This window comes from Porphyrobacter sp. MBR-155, from assembly GCF_040547625.1.
In the GTDB taxonomy this organism is placed as follows: Bacteria; Pseudomonadota; Alphaproteobacteria; order Sphingomonadales; family Sphingomonadaceae; genus Erythrobacter.
Map to the genome: position 1 here is coordinate 1 of NZ_JBEPQB010000012.1, position 15187 is coordinate 15187.

16 protein-coding genes and 1 tRNA gene are annotated in these 15187 nt (G+C 58.2%); 11 read left to right on the forward strand and 6 right to left on the reverse strand.

What is annotated here, in order from left to right:
• Positions 1–114 precede the first annotated feature (114 nt).
• Positions 115–1227, reverse strand: coding sequence for a hypothetical protein (locus tag ABIE62_RS12555; RefSeq protein WP_354326506.1), 1113 nt, complete (start codon positions 1225–1227; stop codon positions 115–117).
• Between the two features lie 364 nt (positions 1228–1591).
• On the opposite strand from ABIE62_RS12555, the gene ABIE62_RS12560 reads away from it, so the two are divergent.
• From ABIE62_RS12560 to ABIE62_RS12570, 3 genes are all read left to right on the forward strand, one after another.
• Positions 1592–2407, forward strand: a complete 816-nt coding sequence (locus tag ABIE62_RS12560) for an SAM-dependent methyltransferase (protein WP_354326508.1) — start codon at positions 1592–1594, stop codon at positions 2405–2407.
• A 299-nt stretch (positions 2408–2706) separates the two neighbouring features.
• Entirely contained in the window at positions 2707–3318 is a 612-nt protein-coding gene (locus ABIE62_RS12565; protein ID WP_354326510.1) for a hypothetical protein, read from the forward strand.
• A 771-nt stretch (positions 3319–4089) separates the two neighbouring features.
• Positions 4090–4806, forward strand: coding sequence for a helix-turn-helix transcriptional regulator (locus tag ABIE62_RS12570; RefSeq protein ID WP_354326512.1), 717 nt, complete (start codon positions 4090–4092; stop codon positions 4804–4806).
• Here ABIE62_RS12570 and ABIE62_RS12575 read toward each other — a convergent pair.
• Both ABIE62_RS12575 and ABIE62_RS12580 read right to left on the reverse strand, forming a co-directional pair.
• Positions 4803–6116: a tyrosine-type recombinase/integrase gene (locus ABIE62_RS12575; protein ID WP_354326514.1), complete on the reverse strand. Its 1314-nt coding sequence runs from the start codon at positions 6114–6116 to the stop codon at positions 4803–4805. The two genes, ABIE62_RS12570 and ABIE62_RS12575, sit on opposite strands and share 4 nt — an antisense overlap.
• A gap of 158 nt (positions 6117–6274) precedes the next feature.
• Positions 6275–6365: transfer RNA gene (locus ABIE62_RS12580), tRNA-Ser, on the reverse strand.
• A gap of 81 nt (positions 6366–6446) precedes the next feature.
• Between ABIE62_RS12580 and ABIE62_RS12585 the strand changes: the two genes are divergently transcribed.
• Complete coding sequence (locus ABIE62_RS12585; protein WP_354326516.1) at positions 6447–7496, forward strand: peptidylprolyl isomerase; 1050 nt, start codon at positions 6447–6449, stop codon at positions 7494–7496.
• Between the two features lie 116 nt (positions 7497–7612).
• On the opposite strand, the gene ABIE62_RS12590 is transcribed toward ABIE62_RS12585, so the two are convergent.
• Together ABIE62_RS12590 and ABIE62_RS12595 are read right to left on the reverse strand one after the other, a co-directional pair.
• Positions 7613–7972 carry a VOC family protein gene (locus ABIE62_RS12590; protein WP_354326703.1) on the reverse strand — a complete coding sequence of 120 codons (360 nt, stop codon included), beginning with the start codon at positions 7970–7972 and terminating at the stop codon, positions 7613–7615.
• Positions 7972–10062 (reverse strand): RelA/SpoT family protein, encoded by a 2091-nt coding sequence (locus ABIE62_RS12595; RefSeq protein ID WP_354326519.1) that lies wholly within the window; start codon positions 10060–10062, stop codon positions 7972–7974. The genes ABIE62_RS12590 and ABIE62_RS12595 overlap by 1 nt, the downstream gene beginning before the upstream one ends.
• Before the next feature lie 80 nt (positions 10063–10142).
• On the opposite strand from ABIE62_RS12595, the gene ABIE62_RS12600 reads away from it, so the two are divergent.
• The 3 genes from ABIE62_RS12600 to ABIE62_RS12610 are packed head-to-tail and all read left to right on the forward strand — an operon-like array spanning position 10143 to position 11476.
• Positions 10143–10370 (forward strand): AbrB/MazE/SpoVT family DNA-binding domain-containing protein, encoded by a 228-nt coding sequence (locus ABIE62_RS12600; RefSeq protein WP_354326520.1) that lies wholly within the window; start codon positions 10143–10145, stop codon positions 10368–10370.
• A 12-nt stretch (positions 10371–10382) separates the two neighbouring features.
• Positions 10383–10784, forward strand: coding sequence for a type II toxin-antitoxin system death-on-curing family toxin (locus ABIE62_RS12605; protein WP_354326523.1), 402 nt, complete (start codon positions 10383–10385; stop codon positions 10782–10784).
• 47 nt (positions 10785–10831) lie between these two features.
• Positions 10832–11476 carry an HNH endonuclease gene (locus ABIE62_RS12610; RefSeq protein ID WP_354326524.1) on the forward strand — a complete coding sequence of 215 codons (645 nt, stop codon included), beginning with the start codon at positions 10832–10834 and terminating at the stop codon, positions 11474–11476.
• A 14-nt stretch (positions 11477–11490) separates the two neighbouring features.
• On the opposite strand, the gene hemF is transcribed toward ABIE62_RS12610, so the two are convergent.
• Complete coding sequence (gene hemF, locus ABIE62_RS12615; RefSeq protein WP_354326526.1) at positions 11491–12345, reverse strand: oxygen-dependent coproporphyrinogen oxidase; 855 nt, start codon at positions 12343–12345, stop codon at positions 11491–11493.
• Between the two features lie 137 nt (positions 12346–12482).
• Here hemF and pdeM point away from each other — a divergent pair, with 137 nt between their 5' ends.
• The 4 genes from pdeM (at position 12483) to ABIE62_RS12635 (ending at position 15181) form a co-directional block, all read left to right on the forward strand.
• Positions 12483–13190: a ligase-associated DNA damage response endonuclease PdeM gene (gene pdeM, locus ABIE62_RS12620; protein WP_454184820.1), complete on the forward strand. Its 708-nt coding sequence runs from the start codon at positions 12483–12485 to the stop codon at positions 13188–13190.
• Positions 13187–13663, forward strand: a complete 477-nt coding sequence (locus ABIE62_RS12625) for a hypothetical protein (RefSeq protein ID WP_354326527.1) — start codon at positions 13187–13189, stop codon at positions 13661–13663. The genes pdeM and ABIE62_RS12625 overlap by 4 nt, the downstream gene beginning before the upstream one ends.
• A 108-nt stretch (positions 13664–13771) precedes the next feature.
• Positions 13772–14290 (forward strand): translation initiation factor IF-3, encoded by a 519-nt coding sequence (gene infC, locus ABIE62_RS12630; protein WP_354326529.1) that lies wholly within the window; start codon positions 13772–13774, stop codon positions 14288–14290.
• Positions 14291–14473: 183 nt separating this feature from the next.
• Positions 14474–15181, forward strand: coding sequence for a hypothetical protein (locus ABIE62_RS12635; protein WP_354326531.1), 708 nt, complete (start codon positions 14474–14476; stop codon positions 15179–15181).
• The last annotated feature ends 6 nt before the right edge of the window (positions 15182–15187 follow it).

Genomic DNA, 15187 nt, shown 5'->3' on the forward strand with positions numbered 1-15187 from the left:
GAAAGTGATACCATCGCGCATCCTCCCTGAATCGCACGTCGGCAAGCCTCTGGGAATCCCTAAATGGACTCTTTCGTTCCGGTCAATCCACTAGGCCCACTTTTATGGAAAGTTTCATGGTATCTTCACTCCAATCTGGGTGAAGATATAATCGATAAATTCTCTTTGCTTCGCGCCGCGCCCACGAAATTCATTTAGTTCTTCTTTATTATGAAGGAGAGCCTTTATAGCAGCGCTAAGGGTCTGTTCGTTGAAGCCATTCGGTTTTAACGCATTGAGAAATGCATTGGCTTTGTAGGCACCTGACTTGAAAAGGAAGGCATCCAACTCTGGGATTATTATTGTCTTCCCTTCAAACATTTCTCGTCTGCCACCTGAACGTAGAGAGCCATGCGCTATCGTCGGCGACGCAGGCGGACGCACTGAAGGCGGATGGCCTGGCGCTGCTGAAACTGCAGCCGGGTCCGGTTTGACAGATTGAACAGGCTCGCCGCCGCCTTGAGCTGGCGCTGCTGGCAATGTCGGTGAGCCGTCAGTCTGTAACGAGGAACCCAGGCGCGCCGATTGATCGCCGATTGGGCGGGGATGAGCCGGCGGGAACGCAGAACCGGCCGGCGACGGCGCCCCTGGCTCGGCCCTGCGAGGCTGACTTTCGGCCTTAGCAGCCCGGACGTCTGACTGGCCCGATGATGATGAAACCGGCTGACTTGCCTTCTGACCGTTCTTGGCCGCCCTGACTTCTCCATCGATTTTGGAGCACCAAGATGCAGCGAGATCGCTGGTCCAGACATCACTGACTAGTGGCTGCGATTGTACCCACTCGACCACCGGCGAGCGGCCACGCTCATGAAGAACCCAAGGTCGATCGATAAGCCAGAACAGCCATTTCCGGAGCAACTCTTCTTGGGCTGACGTGAGGTTACAAAATTTTGAAACCTTACCGACGATGCGCCTTAGCGATGGCCTTTGCCCGCTCCGTTGACTTCGTTTCATCAACCTAACGGCAGTGTCAATCGCGCCGCAAGTCAAGCCGACCAGACTGGGCTCGCAAGGGTCAATTCGGCTGTTGCCGTTTCTATCAGCCAGATACTTATCGTATCTGGCCTCGCGCCCTCGAGCAGTAAGTGGGCGACGTGACTTGCGCTTGTTATAGCGACTAATGTTTTCAGTGACTACTGCAACCGGACTATTATCGGAGTTTTGGCTGGCGTTTACATCATCACTCATAAACTATGCTCCTATTCTTTCAGGAATAGGTAGATCACAAACTTGCCTGAACATTAAGTGAACGCACCGAAAACTCGTCTGTAAAAATCACTGTACACGCGGTATCGTTGTTTATTGATTCGAATATCAATGCAATGATGGATTTTAGGTGCAAACTTCTTTGAGTAGGTTTGCTCGTTGACCAGACGGTATGGCATTTTTTTCGGCATGAGTGTATTGCATCGAATTGATCTAGATCGGCAATACGCAGTCCCTTCTATTCCCTCACGATGTCACATTAGATTTGAACTCATATTTTTAAAAATGAAAAGTTCTTTTTTGAAGAGATTTGGGATTTTTCGACAGCCTACCTACAAGCTGGTAGATGGACCAACATCTCAAACAGCCACCAAAAGAACGCCTGCTTGATCAGTTCTATACTGACTCTAACGTAGCAGGCGTTCTATATGATTTTCTAAGGAGTAAATTCGACCTCAATGAGTTTCAGTTCATCGAGCCGAGCGCTGGGACGGGGTCTTTCTCGAGGTTGCTTCCACCGGGCAGCCTTGCCTACGATCTTGATCCAAAAGCGCCCGGAATTATCGAGGCAGATTTTTTGAAGGCGGAACTTCCTGAGACCGGAAAGCTCGGAGTCGTTGGAAACCCGCCTTTTGGTAAAAACAGCAGCCTGGCGATCCGATTCTTTAATCATGCTGCGCTGAAAGCAGAGCTGATTGCATTCATCGTGCCTGCAACCTTCCAGAAGATGTCTGTCCAGCGGCGCCTGGACCCTCACTTACATCTCGTGGCCGAAGCGCCCGTTCCGCATAATGCGTTCTGGTTTTGCGGGAAACGCAAACACGTCCCGACGGTTTTCCAGATATGGGCCAGAAGGGACGTAAAGCGAAATACGCAGCGCCCGCCTACGCGCCACCCGGACTTCGATTTCGTCAAGAACCCCTCCGATGCCGACTTCGTAATTCAGCGCGTTGGAGGCGACGCTGGCAAAATCCACCGCGACTTTGGGATGAGCTCACAATCTCACCTGTTTATCAGGCCCAAGGTCTCAGGCGTTGAAGTGACAATGCATTCGCTGGATCTTGCCAGCACGGCGAAGATGACGGCCGGAAACCCAAGCATAGCGAAATCAGAAATTGTACGTTTGTACACCGCCGCCCTCGCGTCGGGCATGCAATGGTAGCGCCCTTGGGCTGCGGGAGGCCAGATATCGGCATGCAGGGATTCGATATTCTCTTAACATAATTCCATTGATGCTTCAGGCGCCAGTAAGAGAAGCGAACAGATCATTTTCTGATTGCTTTACCTTCGAGCTGAGACCCTTGTGCCATTACATGGTGATTCCTTATGATCCTGATCCAAATAGAGTTACTACTTTCGGAACTTTGATTGACCACTTGATAAATTTTTTATGAGGTCTATTATAATCTATTATTTCTAGCGGTGATATGTGAATTTGTCGAACATCAACTGGAGAATCTTATGATCAAACAGGCCACGGGTAATTGCTTCTGGCGATATGATGAAGCAGATGAGTATCGAATTTACTTCGTCGGAAGATGCGATGATGGAAGTGAAGAATTATTCTACACAATCCGGACGTTTGAATTGGAGAAATTTCTCTCCGCCGCCGTCGTGATCGGCGAGCAGCAACACTTATGGGGAGATTGGCGGGCGTTAGCCGAGCAGGGCGAACATGAAGCTCTTGATAGAATTATCGCTTCTCTTGGGCCTGCTGCTTATCTTGAAAGTGTAGTTGACGTGGCCGCCGTTAAGCATCCGAGCCAAAAGAATGCTGTGATTTTGTCTGTACACCTAGCCCCAACGAGGCGGGTCCGTTTAATCAAGCATACATTTGGATCTGCGCAGTTGCAGACAGGTTTTCTGCAATGGTGGGACCGAGTCGATCCCGGAAAGCACCTCGGCCTTTGCCTCATAGGGCTTCTCGAAGGCAAGAACGTGATGGCGGAAAAGATGAACGCCATTGCCGACGCTCAACTCGCCTTTGGTCGCAAGCTCATGGAAGTCGTAATAGAGGCTATCGAAGAGGGGCGTGACGAAGCCTTCATTCCTGCACAATGGGGGCCTGACTGAAGGCAGCGATAGTCTCGATGCGGCGACATACCTTTTTCTGGCGAATATCCGCTTGTGCGGGAGAACATGGGTCCGCGGTTTAGCGAGGCGTCGGTAGTTGGAGTTGGCCTCAAACGGCACGACCAACCCATCGCTGAAAAGTTTGATTAATATTCGCTGTTACTGGGCCGTTCTGACAAAAGTCTTCAGCCATAGCGAGGGGCTGCAAGGATAAGAAAGCTCTCGAAAGAGAATGATCTTGCCGTAGCATGAGTCGAGCTGACGCTGTTGCTTGAGCTTACTGATCATGCAATCGACGGAAATGGCGATAGTCGGGACGCTCTGGCACCTTTCAGTTCGAGCGTGGTTGGATAATCGGGCAGGACGCCACGTATGAGCAGGCCCTCTCAGAGGGCGATCGGCATCATTCCCTTTGTCCGCCAGCGGTGCCATGGGCGCGGCGAAAAGGGTCTGCACGAGCAAGTCGGGTACGATGTAATCGGAGGCCTCGCTGCTGATCAGGATAGACCCAAGAGGCAGTCGTTAATAGTGTGCTTTGCGCGCCTGCGGCTCCGCAGCGTGAGGGAATCTTGCTCGCAAGGCCGCCGCGCTGAAAAAATCAAAGCCGCCGTCCACTAGCAGGGCAATTATGGCAACCTCTTGAATGCGGACGCCATCTGTGACGATAAGCGACTCATCGCCTCAACATCGCCAAAGGTTAGAATGACAGTAATCGCGCCGTGGTCGCCCTACCTTGAACAAGCCTTGACCGCATCAGCGGGTCGCATAGCCTTGGCCAAAGCCTTCGGCGACCTGGTCCGTGTCGAACAAGGGTTCAATCCGCACGAGCTTCCTGAGATTTTTGCGGCGCCTGAAGACGAGGGCGAGAACGACGCCTGCCGCCATCTGGTAACTATGGATGCCGCATTTTTGACGGCGCAGTTCTTACGGGAAAGGGTCGCTACCTTCGCGCGGCCGTTAGGCGGCGGCGAAGTTGTCCCGATCATGGCAAGCATGTGGGAGATCGACGATCCTTTGCCGAGGATGGCCACCGGTGCTTTCAACCTTCACGATTGGGCCAATCACGAGGCGCCGCTTACACACCGCATCTTGGTCGACAGCGCTGATTTTGACGATTGGCTCGCTGGTTTGGACCCGCCCGGCCGCCTGAGCGATCGCGACCTGGAAGCGGCCCTTGATCCACAGCTACGCGCCGCACGGGCGGTGGCTGCTCGCCGGGTGAAGGATGCTCTTGAACCTAAGGGGCGAAGCATCGAAAACGATGCGGGCGTCAGCTTATCGCAGTCCCTCTCGATCAGCGATGAGCTGCTTACACGCCCTGAGGTTGAAGCACTGGTGAAGCTTGGACGAAGTTCGATTTACGCCAAAATCAGAGATGACGGCTTTCCGGACAACATCATGCTTGGCGGTAAGGCCGTCTGGCGCAAAAGCGAAGTGATGGCGTGGGTCGAAGAGAAAGCTGCCCAGGGCCGGAGATCGAGAAGCTAGCGCGGTTTGCGGCGGGGGCTGTCGAGTATCTCATTGGCGGGCAGCGCATCCTCCATGATCATGTTCGCCCATCGTTGTGCCAGCTCGCGCCGACGTTCCATGTATCGCGCCCGGTTGTAACGCAGTTCGGTGGCGCTCATGCCAGCGGGCGTATGCGCCAGCATCAAATCGATGATCAGGCGATCGGCAAGCAACCGCACGTCAGCGCCCAGTTCGCGTTCGGCCTGTTCATTCATGATGGTCGAAAAGCTAGAGCGCCAGCCATGCGGAACATGCTTACCCTTGTAGCCTTCGCGGTTGTAGAGGTAACCGATCGCATTCTCCGTCATCGCCGAGGTGCCTGCACGGGCATTGGGAAAGACGTAGGGTGCACGGCCAGTAAGCAGGCGAACGACACGCAGTGTTTGGACAGCTTGCGACGATAGTGGGATTTTGTGGTCGAACGCCTCGTCGCTGCGCAGGTGCAGCTCCTGTTTGATCTTGTCGGCAGGAACCGTCCAAAGCGCCTCACTGATATCGGCTGACGGGTTCCCCCAATCAACGCCCCTGACCTCGCCCCATTCCAAGTGTCGCACCATGCCGGGGCGCTGGGCTGTAAGCGCGAGGAACCGACCTGCAAGCCTAGTGACAGGGGAAGCGCCCGCCCGGTCGACATCTCCGAGCATTCGTTTGATGGCGTCCACGTCCAGCAGCGCCGGATAGCGCTTGGAGGGCGGCAGGGGTGCTAGCGCGTCATTGATGTCGTTGGCCGGGTTCTCGAGGCCAGCCCCATGCGCATTCACATAGCGATAGATGGAAGCGACCCGCTGTTTCACCCGCCGAGCCGTCTCGATTGAGCCCCGCCCCTCGATCTTCTTCAACACCGAAAGCAGCAGTGGTTTATCGATAACGTCCATCGGCATCGTGCCCAAGTGCGGGAAAATGTCCCGTTCAAGGCTGGTGATCACGTCATTGGCGTGAACCGGTTTCCACTTTGGCTTCTGGACTGTGTGCCATTCACGGGCGGCCTGCTCAAAGGTCTGAAAGGTCCCGCTGCCGCCCACAAGCTTCGCACGCTTGGCAGCAATGCGAGGATCACGGCCTTCCCGCAGCAGCTTGCGGGCATCGTTGCGCTTTTCCCGAGCCTCGGCGAGCGAAACCTCAGGATAGACACCGATGGTAAGCAGCTGTTCCTTGCCCTCCTGTCGGTACTTGAAGCGCCATGACTTGTGATTCTTTGGCGAAATGTGCAGAAAGAGCCCGCCTCTGTCGGATACCTTATAGGCCTTGTCCTTTGGTGCTGCAGCGCGAACCGCCTTGTCCGTAAGCATCCAATACCCCCAATTGCTAAAGTTGTTACCCCCAATTTACCCCGACATGTATCTGGCTAGAGGGGGATTGGGCTGGAAAAGCTTGGACGCCAAAACCATGTATTGTAAAGGGCTTGCGATGGAACTTGGCGGGGATTGGACCGGATTGGAAAGCCCGGTGGCGGAGCGGGTGGGATTCGAACCCACGATAGGCTTTTGACCTATACACACTTTCCAGGCGTGCGCCTTCGACCACTCGGCCACCGCTCCGATTGCCCACTAGGACAAGAGCACGCGCCACTAGCCGCGAATGGATTGCTTCGCAAGGCGCGTAGTGGCACCACTATGCTTATGCGAACATTGCTTCTTGCTGCGACCGCAGCCTTCGCCCTTGCCCTGCCCGCTTCCGCTCAGGAAGAGCCGAAGGGAGCTCGTGCCCCGTCCGAGATCGTCGCCGCTGCGCCAGCCGCCGACTGGGTGGCGATTGCGGCGGAGGATCTGCTGGTGATGACCCTCTCGCCAGATAGCGAGGGCAAGCCACGGCAGGTGGTGATCCAGTTGATGCCTGCGCCATTCAGCCAGGGCTGGGTGCATAATATCCGCCTGTTCGCGCGCGCCGGGTGGTATGACGGGATCTCGGTCAACCGGGTCCAGGACAATTACGTCACCCAATGGGGCGATCCCAATTACGACAACCCCGAAGCGACGGGTGAGGCGAAGCCCTTGCCGAAGGGGCTGAAGGTGATGGGGGAGAGCGATTATGCGGCCGATCTTGGCTGGTTCTTCTTGCGAGGTTCCCCAACAAATTTTGACCTCTATGCACCTGCACCCGAAGCGATGCCGTTTCCATTTGTTGCGAAGGCCATCTCATATGATGCTGATCCATATGGGCAGATGACCGCGATCTGGAAGGGTTGGCCAATTTCTGTGGACGCCGTCGACAATGGCAGACATGGCCTTCAAGGAACTGCTTGGCCCGTCCACTGCTACGGCATGGTCGGCGTGGGGCGGAACTACTCGCCGGACACGGGCTCTGGCGCAGAGCTTTATACCGTGATCGGCCATGCGCCGCGCCACCTTGATCGCAACATCGCGCTGGTGGGCCGGGTGATCGAGGGGATGCAGCACCTCTCCAGCCTGCCGCGCGGGTCGGGGGCGCTGGGGTTCTACACCGCCGAGGAAGCCGCCAAGCGCACGCCGATCCTGACGGTGCGGGTGGCGAGTGATCTCGCCCCGTCCGAGCAACCAAGCTTCGAATACCTCTCGACGGATAGCGGCACCTTCGCGACCTACGCCAAAGCCATCGCCAACCGCCGCGATCCGTTCTTTATCGTGCCTGCTGGCGGCGCGGACATCTGCAACATCCGCGTGCCGGTGCGGCGGATGGTTGACGGCGGCTGAGCCCTTCTTCTCCTCCCCCCTTGAGGGGGAGGCCGGGTGGGGGTGTACGGCGGTTGTCGCTGGCGTGGTGCACCCACCCCCAACCCCTCCCTCAAGGGAGGGGGGCAGACAACCAATTACACCCGCTGCATCAACTCGATCCGGTTGCCGAAGGGGTCTTCGGTAAAGAACCGCAGATAGCCTGCCACCGGCTTGTCATCGCGGGTCACGCAGCCCGCCGCCGTCAGCCGCGCGCGCAAACCCGCAAGGTCATCCACCAGCAGCGCGGGGTGCGCCTTTTTGGCTGGGCGAAAATCGGGGTCGACGCCGATATGCACTTGCACCGCGCCGCTCGTGAACCAGCAGCCGCTCGCCGAAAGGTTGGCTGGCTTGGGCACTTCGGCCATGCCCAGCAGCCCGGAATAAAACGCGCGCGCCTGCGGCTCGCCCCCTTGCGGGATCGCGAGTTGTACGTGATCCAGCCCGATGATCGCCATCACTGCCGTTCCGCCTGCGCCACCGCATCGCTTGCCCTGAGGGCGGAGAGGATGCGGTTTAAATGCGCCACGTCCTGCACCTCGATTTCAATGTCATAGGTGGTGAAGGGATGATCCAGCTGGCTTTGCGCCAGACTAGTCACGTTGGCCTTGTTCTGCGCGAAAATCCCCGCCATTTCCGCCAGCGTTCCGGGCCGGTCGTACAGTGTCACTGACAATTGCCCCAACGCGCCGACCGAACGGCTGCCCCACGCCAGATCGATCCAGTCGCTATCCACCCCGCTGGCCAGCTCAAGGCAGTCGATGGCGTGGACCAGCACGGTTTCACCCTTGCGGCGGATACCGACGATGCGGTCCCCCGGCACCGGATGACAGCAATCCGCCAGTTCAAACGCGACACCGGGGGTCAGGCCGCGGATCGAGATCGCGCGTTCGCGCCGCGTCCAGTGTTCATCTGCCTCGATCCCGGCGGTGCAGCCGGGCACCAGCGCTTCCATCACCTCGCGGTCGGACAGCTTGGCCGCACCGATCGCATACATCAGGTCATCAGGCTCATCCATGCCGAGCCGTTCAATCGCGGCGCGGATGGCTTTTTTGCCGATCCGGGCCGGAACGCGGATCGCGATTTCATCGAACAGTTTCGATCCGATCGCCGCCACCTCGGCGCGTTCCTTCAGCCGCACCGAACGACGAATAGACGCGCGCGCCTTGCCGGTTACGACAAACCCCAGCCATGACAGTTGCGGCGCGGCGTGCGGGTTCTTGATGATCTCCACCACATCGCCATTATTGAGCGCAGTGCGCAGCGGCATATGCCGCCCGTTGATCTTCACCCCCGCCGTCGCCAGCCCCAGATTGGTGTGGACGGCGAAGGCAAAATCCACCGCGGTCGCGCCCTTGGGCAGCTGGAACAGCGCGCCTTTAGGGGTGAAGGCAAAGATACGATCCTGATAAACCGCCAGCCGCGTGTGTTCGAGCAGTTCTTCGGCATCATGGCTTTGTTCGACAATCTCGATCAGATCGCGCAGCCAGGCAACCTGCCCATCGGCCTTGCCATCCTGTTTATAGGCCCAGTGCGCCGCCAGCCCGAATTCGTTGCGGCGGTGCATTTCGCGGGTGCGGATCTGCACTTCGACCCGCATCGAATTTTCGTACATCAACGCGGTGTGGATGCTGCGATAGCCATTGGTTTTCGGGGTCGAGATGTAATCCTTGAACTTGCCCGGCAAGGCCTGCCAGGTGGTGTGCAGCACCCCCAATGCGCAGTAACAGTCCTCCTCGGTTTCGGTCAGCACGCGGAAGGCCATGATGTCCGTGACCTGTTCAAAGCTGACATGGCGTTCGGCCATTTTGTGCCAGATTGAAAAGGGGTGCTTTTCGCGGCCCGAAACCTCAACCTTCAACCCGGCTTCGGCAAGGCGTTGCTTGATCTTGAGCGCGATCGCATCAACCTGCCCGCCGTCCTGACTGCGCAATTGTTCCAGCCGGGTGTTGATGGTGGCGTAGCCTTCGGGCTCCAGTTCGCGAAACGCCAGCGCCTGCATTTCGCGCATATATTCATACATCCCCACGCGCTCGGCCAGCGGGGCGTAGATATCCATCGTCTCACGCGCGATGCGCTGGCGCTTTTCGGGCGATTTGATGAAATGCAGTGTGCGCATATTGTGCAGCCGGTCAGCCAGCTTGACCAGCAGCACGCGGATATCTTCGGACATGGCGAGCAGGAACTTGCGCAGGTTTTCCGCCGCGCGTTCATTCTCGGGCATCGCCTCGATCTTGGAGAGTTTGGTCACTCCGTCGACCAGCCGCGCGACTTCGGGCCCGAAATGCGCCTCGATATCCTCAATCGTGGCGAGCGTGTCTTCCACCGTATCATGCAGCAGCGCGGTGATGATGGTCGCCTGATCGAGCTTGAGGTCAGTCATTAACCCCGCCACTTCGACCGGGTGGCTGAAATAGGGATCGCCGCTCGCGCGTTTCTGGGTGCCGTGTTTCTGCACGGTATAGACATAGGCGCGGTTGAGCATCGCCTCATCGGCGTCAGGGTCGTAATCGAGGACCTTCTCAACGAGTTCGTATTGGCGCAGCATAGCGGACGGATATGGGCGCGGGGGCCAAACGGAGCAAGCGCGATATTGCAGTGCAATGCGAGAAGTGTTATAACGCACGTATGAACACGACGCTCAAGATTACGAAGATCGGCAACTCGGCTGCCGTGATCCTCACCAAAGAGGTGCTGGCGCAGCTGCGCGCCGAGGTGGGCGATACGATCCACCTGACCCAGTCGCCCGAAGGCTGGCATCTGACGCCCTATGATCCCGATTTCGAGCGGCAGATGGGCCTTGCCGAACAGATCATGCGCGAGGATCGCGATATCCTCAAGGTGCTGGCAAAGTAAGCGCCCCGCCTGATGACTGACCCCCGCGCCGAGCCGGTTTGGCTAGACAGCCGCATTGCCTATGCCGTCCACGACCGCCAGCTTGCCGAGCATGGCGGCGGCGTAGGCCTGCGCGATGCTGGCGCGCTGGAATCGGCGCTGGCCCGACCGATCAATCGCTGGAATTATGGTGAGGATGAACTGGCCCAGCTTGCCGCAGCCTACGCTTTCGGCATTGCCCGCAACCATCCTTTCGTTGACGGCAACAAACGCACGGCATGGATCATGGCGCGCCTGTTCCTGCTCGCTAACGCGGTCGAAATCACATTCGACAAGGTCGAAGCGACCAACACAGTGATCGCCCTTGCTGCAGGGGAACTCAGCGAAGACGAACTCGCCGATTGGTTCCGGCAGCGGGTGGTGGTGGTTGGGTGAGATGATGCTATGAAGCCAAGCACTCTTCAGTTGGAGCGAGACAGACCGTGAATATAGTCAGCAGCGAACCCTCCCGCTTGTCGATCAGGGAGCCGATCCCGGAGATTTTCGAGGCTTGGTATCTGCTATCTGCCGCAGCCGACGCGCATCTTAACGGTGATGTGGTCGCCGCAGCGACGCTGTTTGCCAAGGCCGATATGCCCGCTGTTTACGACTGGGCTTGGGCGGACTGGCAGAGGCCCAGCCTGAACATTCGCATTCCGAAGCCGGAAAATGACATCAGCAAGTTGCCGAAGTCAGAACTCGATCCCGTCCGTGCGCCGAAAAAAGCGACCAAACAGGCAGTGCTTGCGCGTGACGGGTATCGTTGCCGATACTGCGGCATCCCGGTAATCGATGCCGACATCCGCAAGCTCGTTAACGGACTTTATCCCGAGGCTGTCCCGTGGACGAGCAGCGCGCCGGAGCAACAACACGCGGCATTCTCATGCTTTTGGCTCCAGTACGATCATGTGATCCCACACAGTCACGGCGGGCGCTCGGACGAGAATAATGTCGTCATCTGCTGTGCGCTCTGCAACTTCGGCAAGCTGAACTATACCCTCAAGCAACTCGACATTGCCGATCCGCGACAAAGGCCGCCGGTGCCGACGCGCTGGGATGGTCTGGAGCGTTTGCGCGGCTCCGCCTAACTCCACGTCGCGCGTTATGACCACGTGGCTCTGGGCGGCAGGCTCATCAGGATTGCGTCGATGTTGCCGCCGGTTTTCAGGCCGAAGATCGTGCCGCGATCATAGACCAGATTGAATTCGGCATAGCGGCCCCGGTATTCGAGCTGACGGGCCTCATCCTCCGGCGTGAACTTGCTCCCCATGCGTTTGCGCACCAGCGCCGGGAAGATGGCGAGGAACGCCTTGCCAACATCCTGTGTGAAGGCAAAATTGCGATCGAACGCCGCATCATCGGCGCATTCGAGGTGGTCGTAGAAAATCCCGCCGACCCCGCGATGCACCTGCCGATGGGGGATGAAGAAATATTCGTCCGCCCACTTTTTATACCGTTCGTAATAGGTCGGGTTATGCGGATCGCAGGCGGCCTGCATCGCGGCGTGGAATTCCGCCGTGTCTGCTGCGTAAGGGATCGGCGGGTTCAAATCCGCGCCGCCGCCGAACCATGCCTTGGTTGTAGTCAGGAACCGGGTGTTCATGTGGACGGCAGGCACGTGCGGGTTGGCCATGTGCGCCACCAGACTGATGCCGGTGGCGACAAACCCCGGTTCTTCCGCACTCGCGCCGTTGATTGAACCGGCAAACTCTTTGGCAAAGCTGCCGCGCACGGTCGAGACATTGACCCCGACCTTTTCGAACACGCGGCCTTTCATCAACCCCTGCACCCCGCCGCCGGGATCGGGGTTGCCGTCTTCTTCGCGGCTCCAGGGCGTGTAGGTGAAGCTGGCGTCCGATCCGGCCTCGCGTTCGATCGCCTCGAACTCGGCGCAGATCGAATCGCGCAAGCTTTCGAACCACGCCCGCGCGCGCGCTGTCTTGTCAGACCAATCCATAAATCCCGTTCACCCAGAGCGTGTCGAAGGGCCGTCCTTCTCCCGAGAGGGCGGGTTAGACAAAAAGACATTGCTTCGACAAGCGTAGCATGAACGGTTTTTGTTGCGGGCCGAAAGAAAGTCAGCAAAGGAAATCCATGGTTCCCGCTATGTTCGCGCCCTTCCCGTTCGCCGGTCACGAAATGTTGCTCGGCCCCGCGCGCGCTCTATACTGGCCAGCCGAGCGCACGCTGCTGGTGGCTGACCTGCATCTGGAAAAGGCGAGCTGGTTTGCGAAAACCGGACAGATGCTGCCCCCCTATGACAGCCGCGATACGCTCGAACGGCTGGCGGACGCGGTGCGGATAACGGGCGCGCGGCGGGTGATAACGCTGGGGGACAATTTCCACGATGATGCGGGCGCATTGCGGCTGGACGCGCATTGCACCGGAATGCTGGAGGCGCTGACCCGCGCGCTCGAATGGGTCTGGATCACCGGCAACCATGACGAACAGTTGCCCAAAGGCTTTGGCGGGACGATTGTGGACGAACTGGAGGTTGGCGGGATCAAGCTGCGCCACGAAGCCCGCGCGGGCGAGACTGCGCCTGAATTGTCCGGCCACTACCACCCCAAACTGCGGGTGAATGTCCGCAATCGCCATATTGCCCGCCCTTGCGCGGTCGTGGGCCGCAGCACCACCGGGGCCGAGCGGATGATCCTCCCTGCCTTCGGCACGCTCACCGGAGGGATGGACGCCGCCGCACCCGAAATCCGCGCCGCGCTGCAACCCGCGAACCGGATCGAGGCGCTGATGCCCGCCAAGGGCCGGATTGCGCGGTTTGCGCTGTGGCAGGCGGGGGCATGATAGAGTTCGCACCGCTCCGCTACGGCCTCGGCACGCTCACCATTTGGCATGGGGTCATCTTCGTTGCGATATTGAGCCCCGTTATCATCGCGCGTGTCAGCGGCACCGCCGGGGAATCGACGCTCGAAGCATCAGTGCCCGGGCTGATGCTGGCCAGCTTCATGACTGTCTGGATGTACTTCCTTGCTGCGCCAACTGTCGGTCAAATCTATGGCGACAAGTACCCGTTTGCGATGGTCTGGCCGTCAGCGCTGGTGCTCGGGTGCATGATGGCGGTTGGCTTTTTCACTTTCGTACTGGTCAGCGACGGCAAGCCGTTAACGTTGGAACTCGCCGGGTTAAGCCTTTTCTCTGTTGTAATGTTCTCGGCGCTTCTCACCTTGTTCGTCTGCATCGCGCATTATGTGATGCCGCGGGCAGCAGGCTTCGGCCTGTTCGCCTTCCCCAAGCTCTCGTGGGGCGTGCAGCTTTAGGCACCGCAAGACTCCACCTAGCGCTCGCCTTCGTTTCGCACTAAGGAGCGCGCTGATACGTAAGCAACCACAGGAGAACACCCCATATCACGTCCACCCCGGCGCTCGATGGCCCCGCCCGTAAAAAGCGGCCCTCGGTTTGATACCATGATCAATGTCCCCAAGGTCCGCGTCATCGATGACGAAGGCGAAAACCTTGGCGTGATGTTCACCCGCGAAGCGATTGAGCAGGCCAACGAGAAAGGTCTGAACCTCGTCGAAGTGTCCCCCAACGCGGACCCGCCGGTGTGCAAATACCTTGATGTCGGTAAATTCCGCTATGAAGCGCAGAAGAAAGCCAATCTGGCGCGCAAGACGCAGAAGACGCAGGATATCAAGGAAGTGAAGATGCGCCCGAACATCGACACGCATGATTATGACGTGAAGATGCGCAACGTCACCAAGTTCATCGAAAACGGCGACAAGGTGAAGATCACCCTGCGGTTTCGCGGGCGTGAAATGGCGCACCAGCATCTTGGCATGGATCTGCTGAAAAAGGTGCAGGAAGACGTGGCCGAAGTCGCCAAGGTCGAAGCCTTCCCGCGACTGGAAGGTCGCCAGATGCTGATGGTGCTGGCGCCGAAATAGGCCGCAGCAAGTTACGACAACACAGCAAGGGCGCGGAACCGAAAAGTTCCGCGCCCTTCTTGTTTGGCGACCCTCCGTGGTCACTGAGGCAATGCCCCCAAAGCAAATGACATCCCGCAAATTCGAACCAAATCTTAATGAAACTCAATGATTAAGGGGTAAGGTTTGAAAGGGGATGGGATCGTGAAAATTATCCAGCGCATTGGCTATGCCTTGCTCTTTATCGCGCTCGCCTATGTCGCCTTGCACAAGTTCGTGAATGCCCCTGTGTCGAGCGACCATTCGCCAGACGACGTGCTGGAAGCACTGGCCACGCTCGACATCCGCAAACAGCCTGGCGAGCCGGGAACCACGGCTGAGGCCGCAGGGGGCATATTGCCGGAATTCCGGATGGTACGTTCGCGCGACTTCGTGGAATGGAAGGTGATGAGTGGCGACCTCGTGACCATGACCATGACCGCGCGGGTCGAACCGGGCTGGCTCCGGGGGTCATGGGTCAAGGCTGAGGTCGCGCGCGGAGACGCACCGGATTCACGTACGTCCCCCGCATTCCGCTCTGAAGGCATTACGCTTGGACTGTTCAAGAACGCGATTGGGGACACGCTTGATTTGATTGGCTCCCCAGGGTGGGGCGACCATTGCGATGCGGTTCACGCTGACATGCTGGCCGAAGACGGCGGCTTTATTGAGAACCCCTTGGGCATCTTTTCGATTGACGGGCACCTCAAGGAACAGGGCTGCGACATGGCCGCCCGCGAGGACACGTTTCAGCAGGTGTCGAATACCATGGGTAAAGCGGACGGTGCGATGGATAGTTCAGCACCACGATCGCCGCGTCCTGATGATGACGCCGTAGGCGAGAGCGGGTTTAAAGTTGTCTCTCCCTACTAGGGTCAG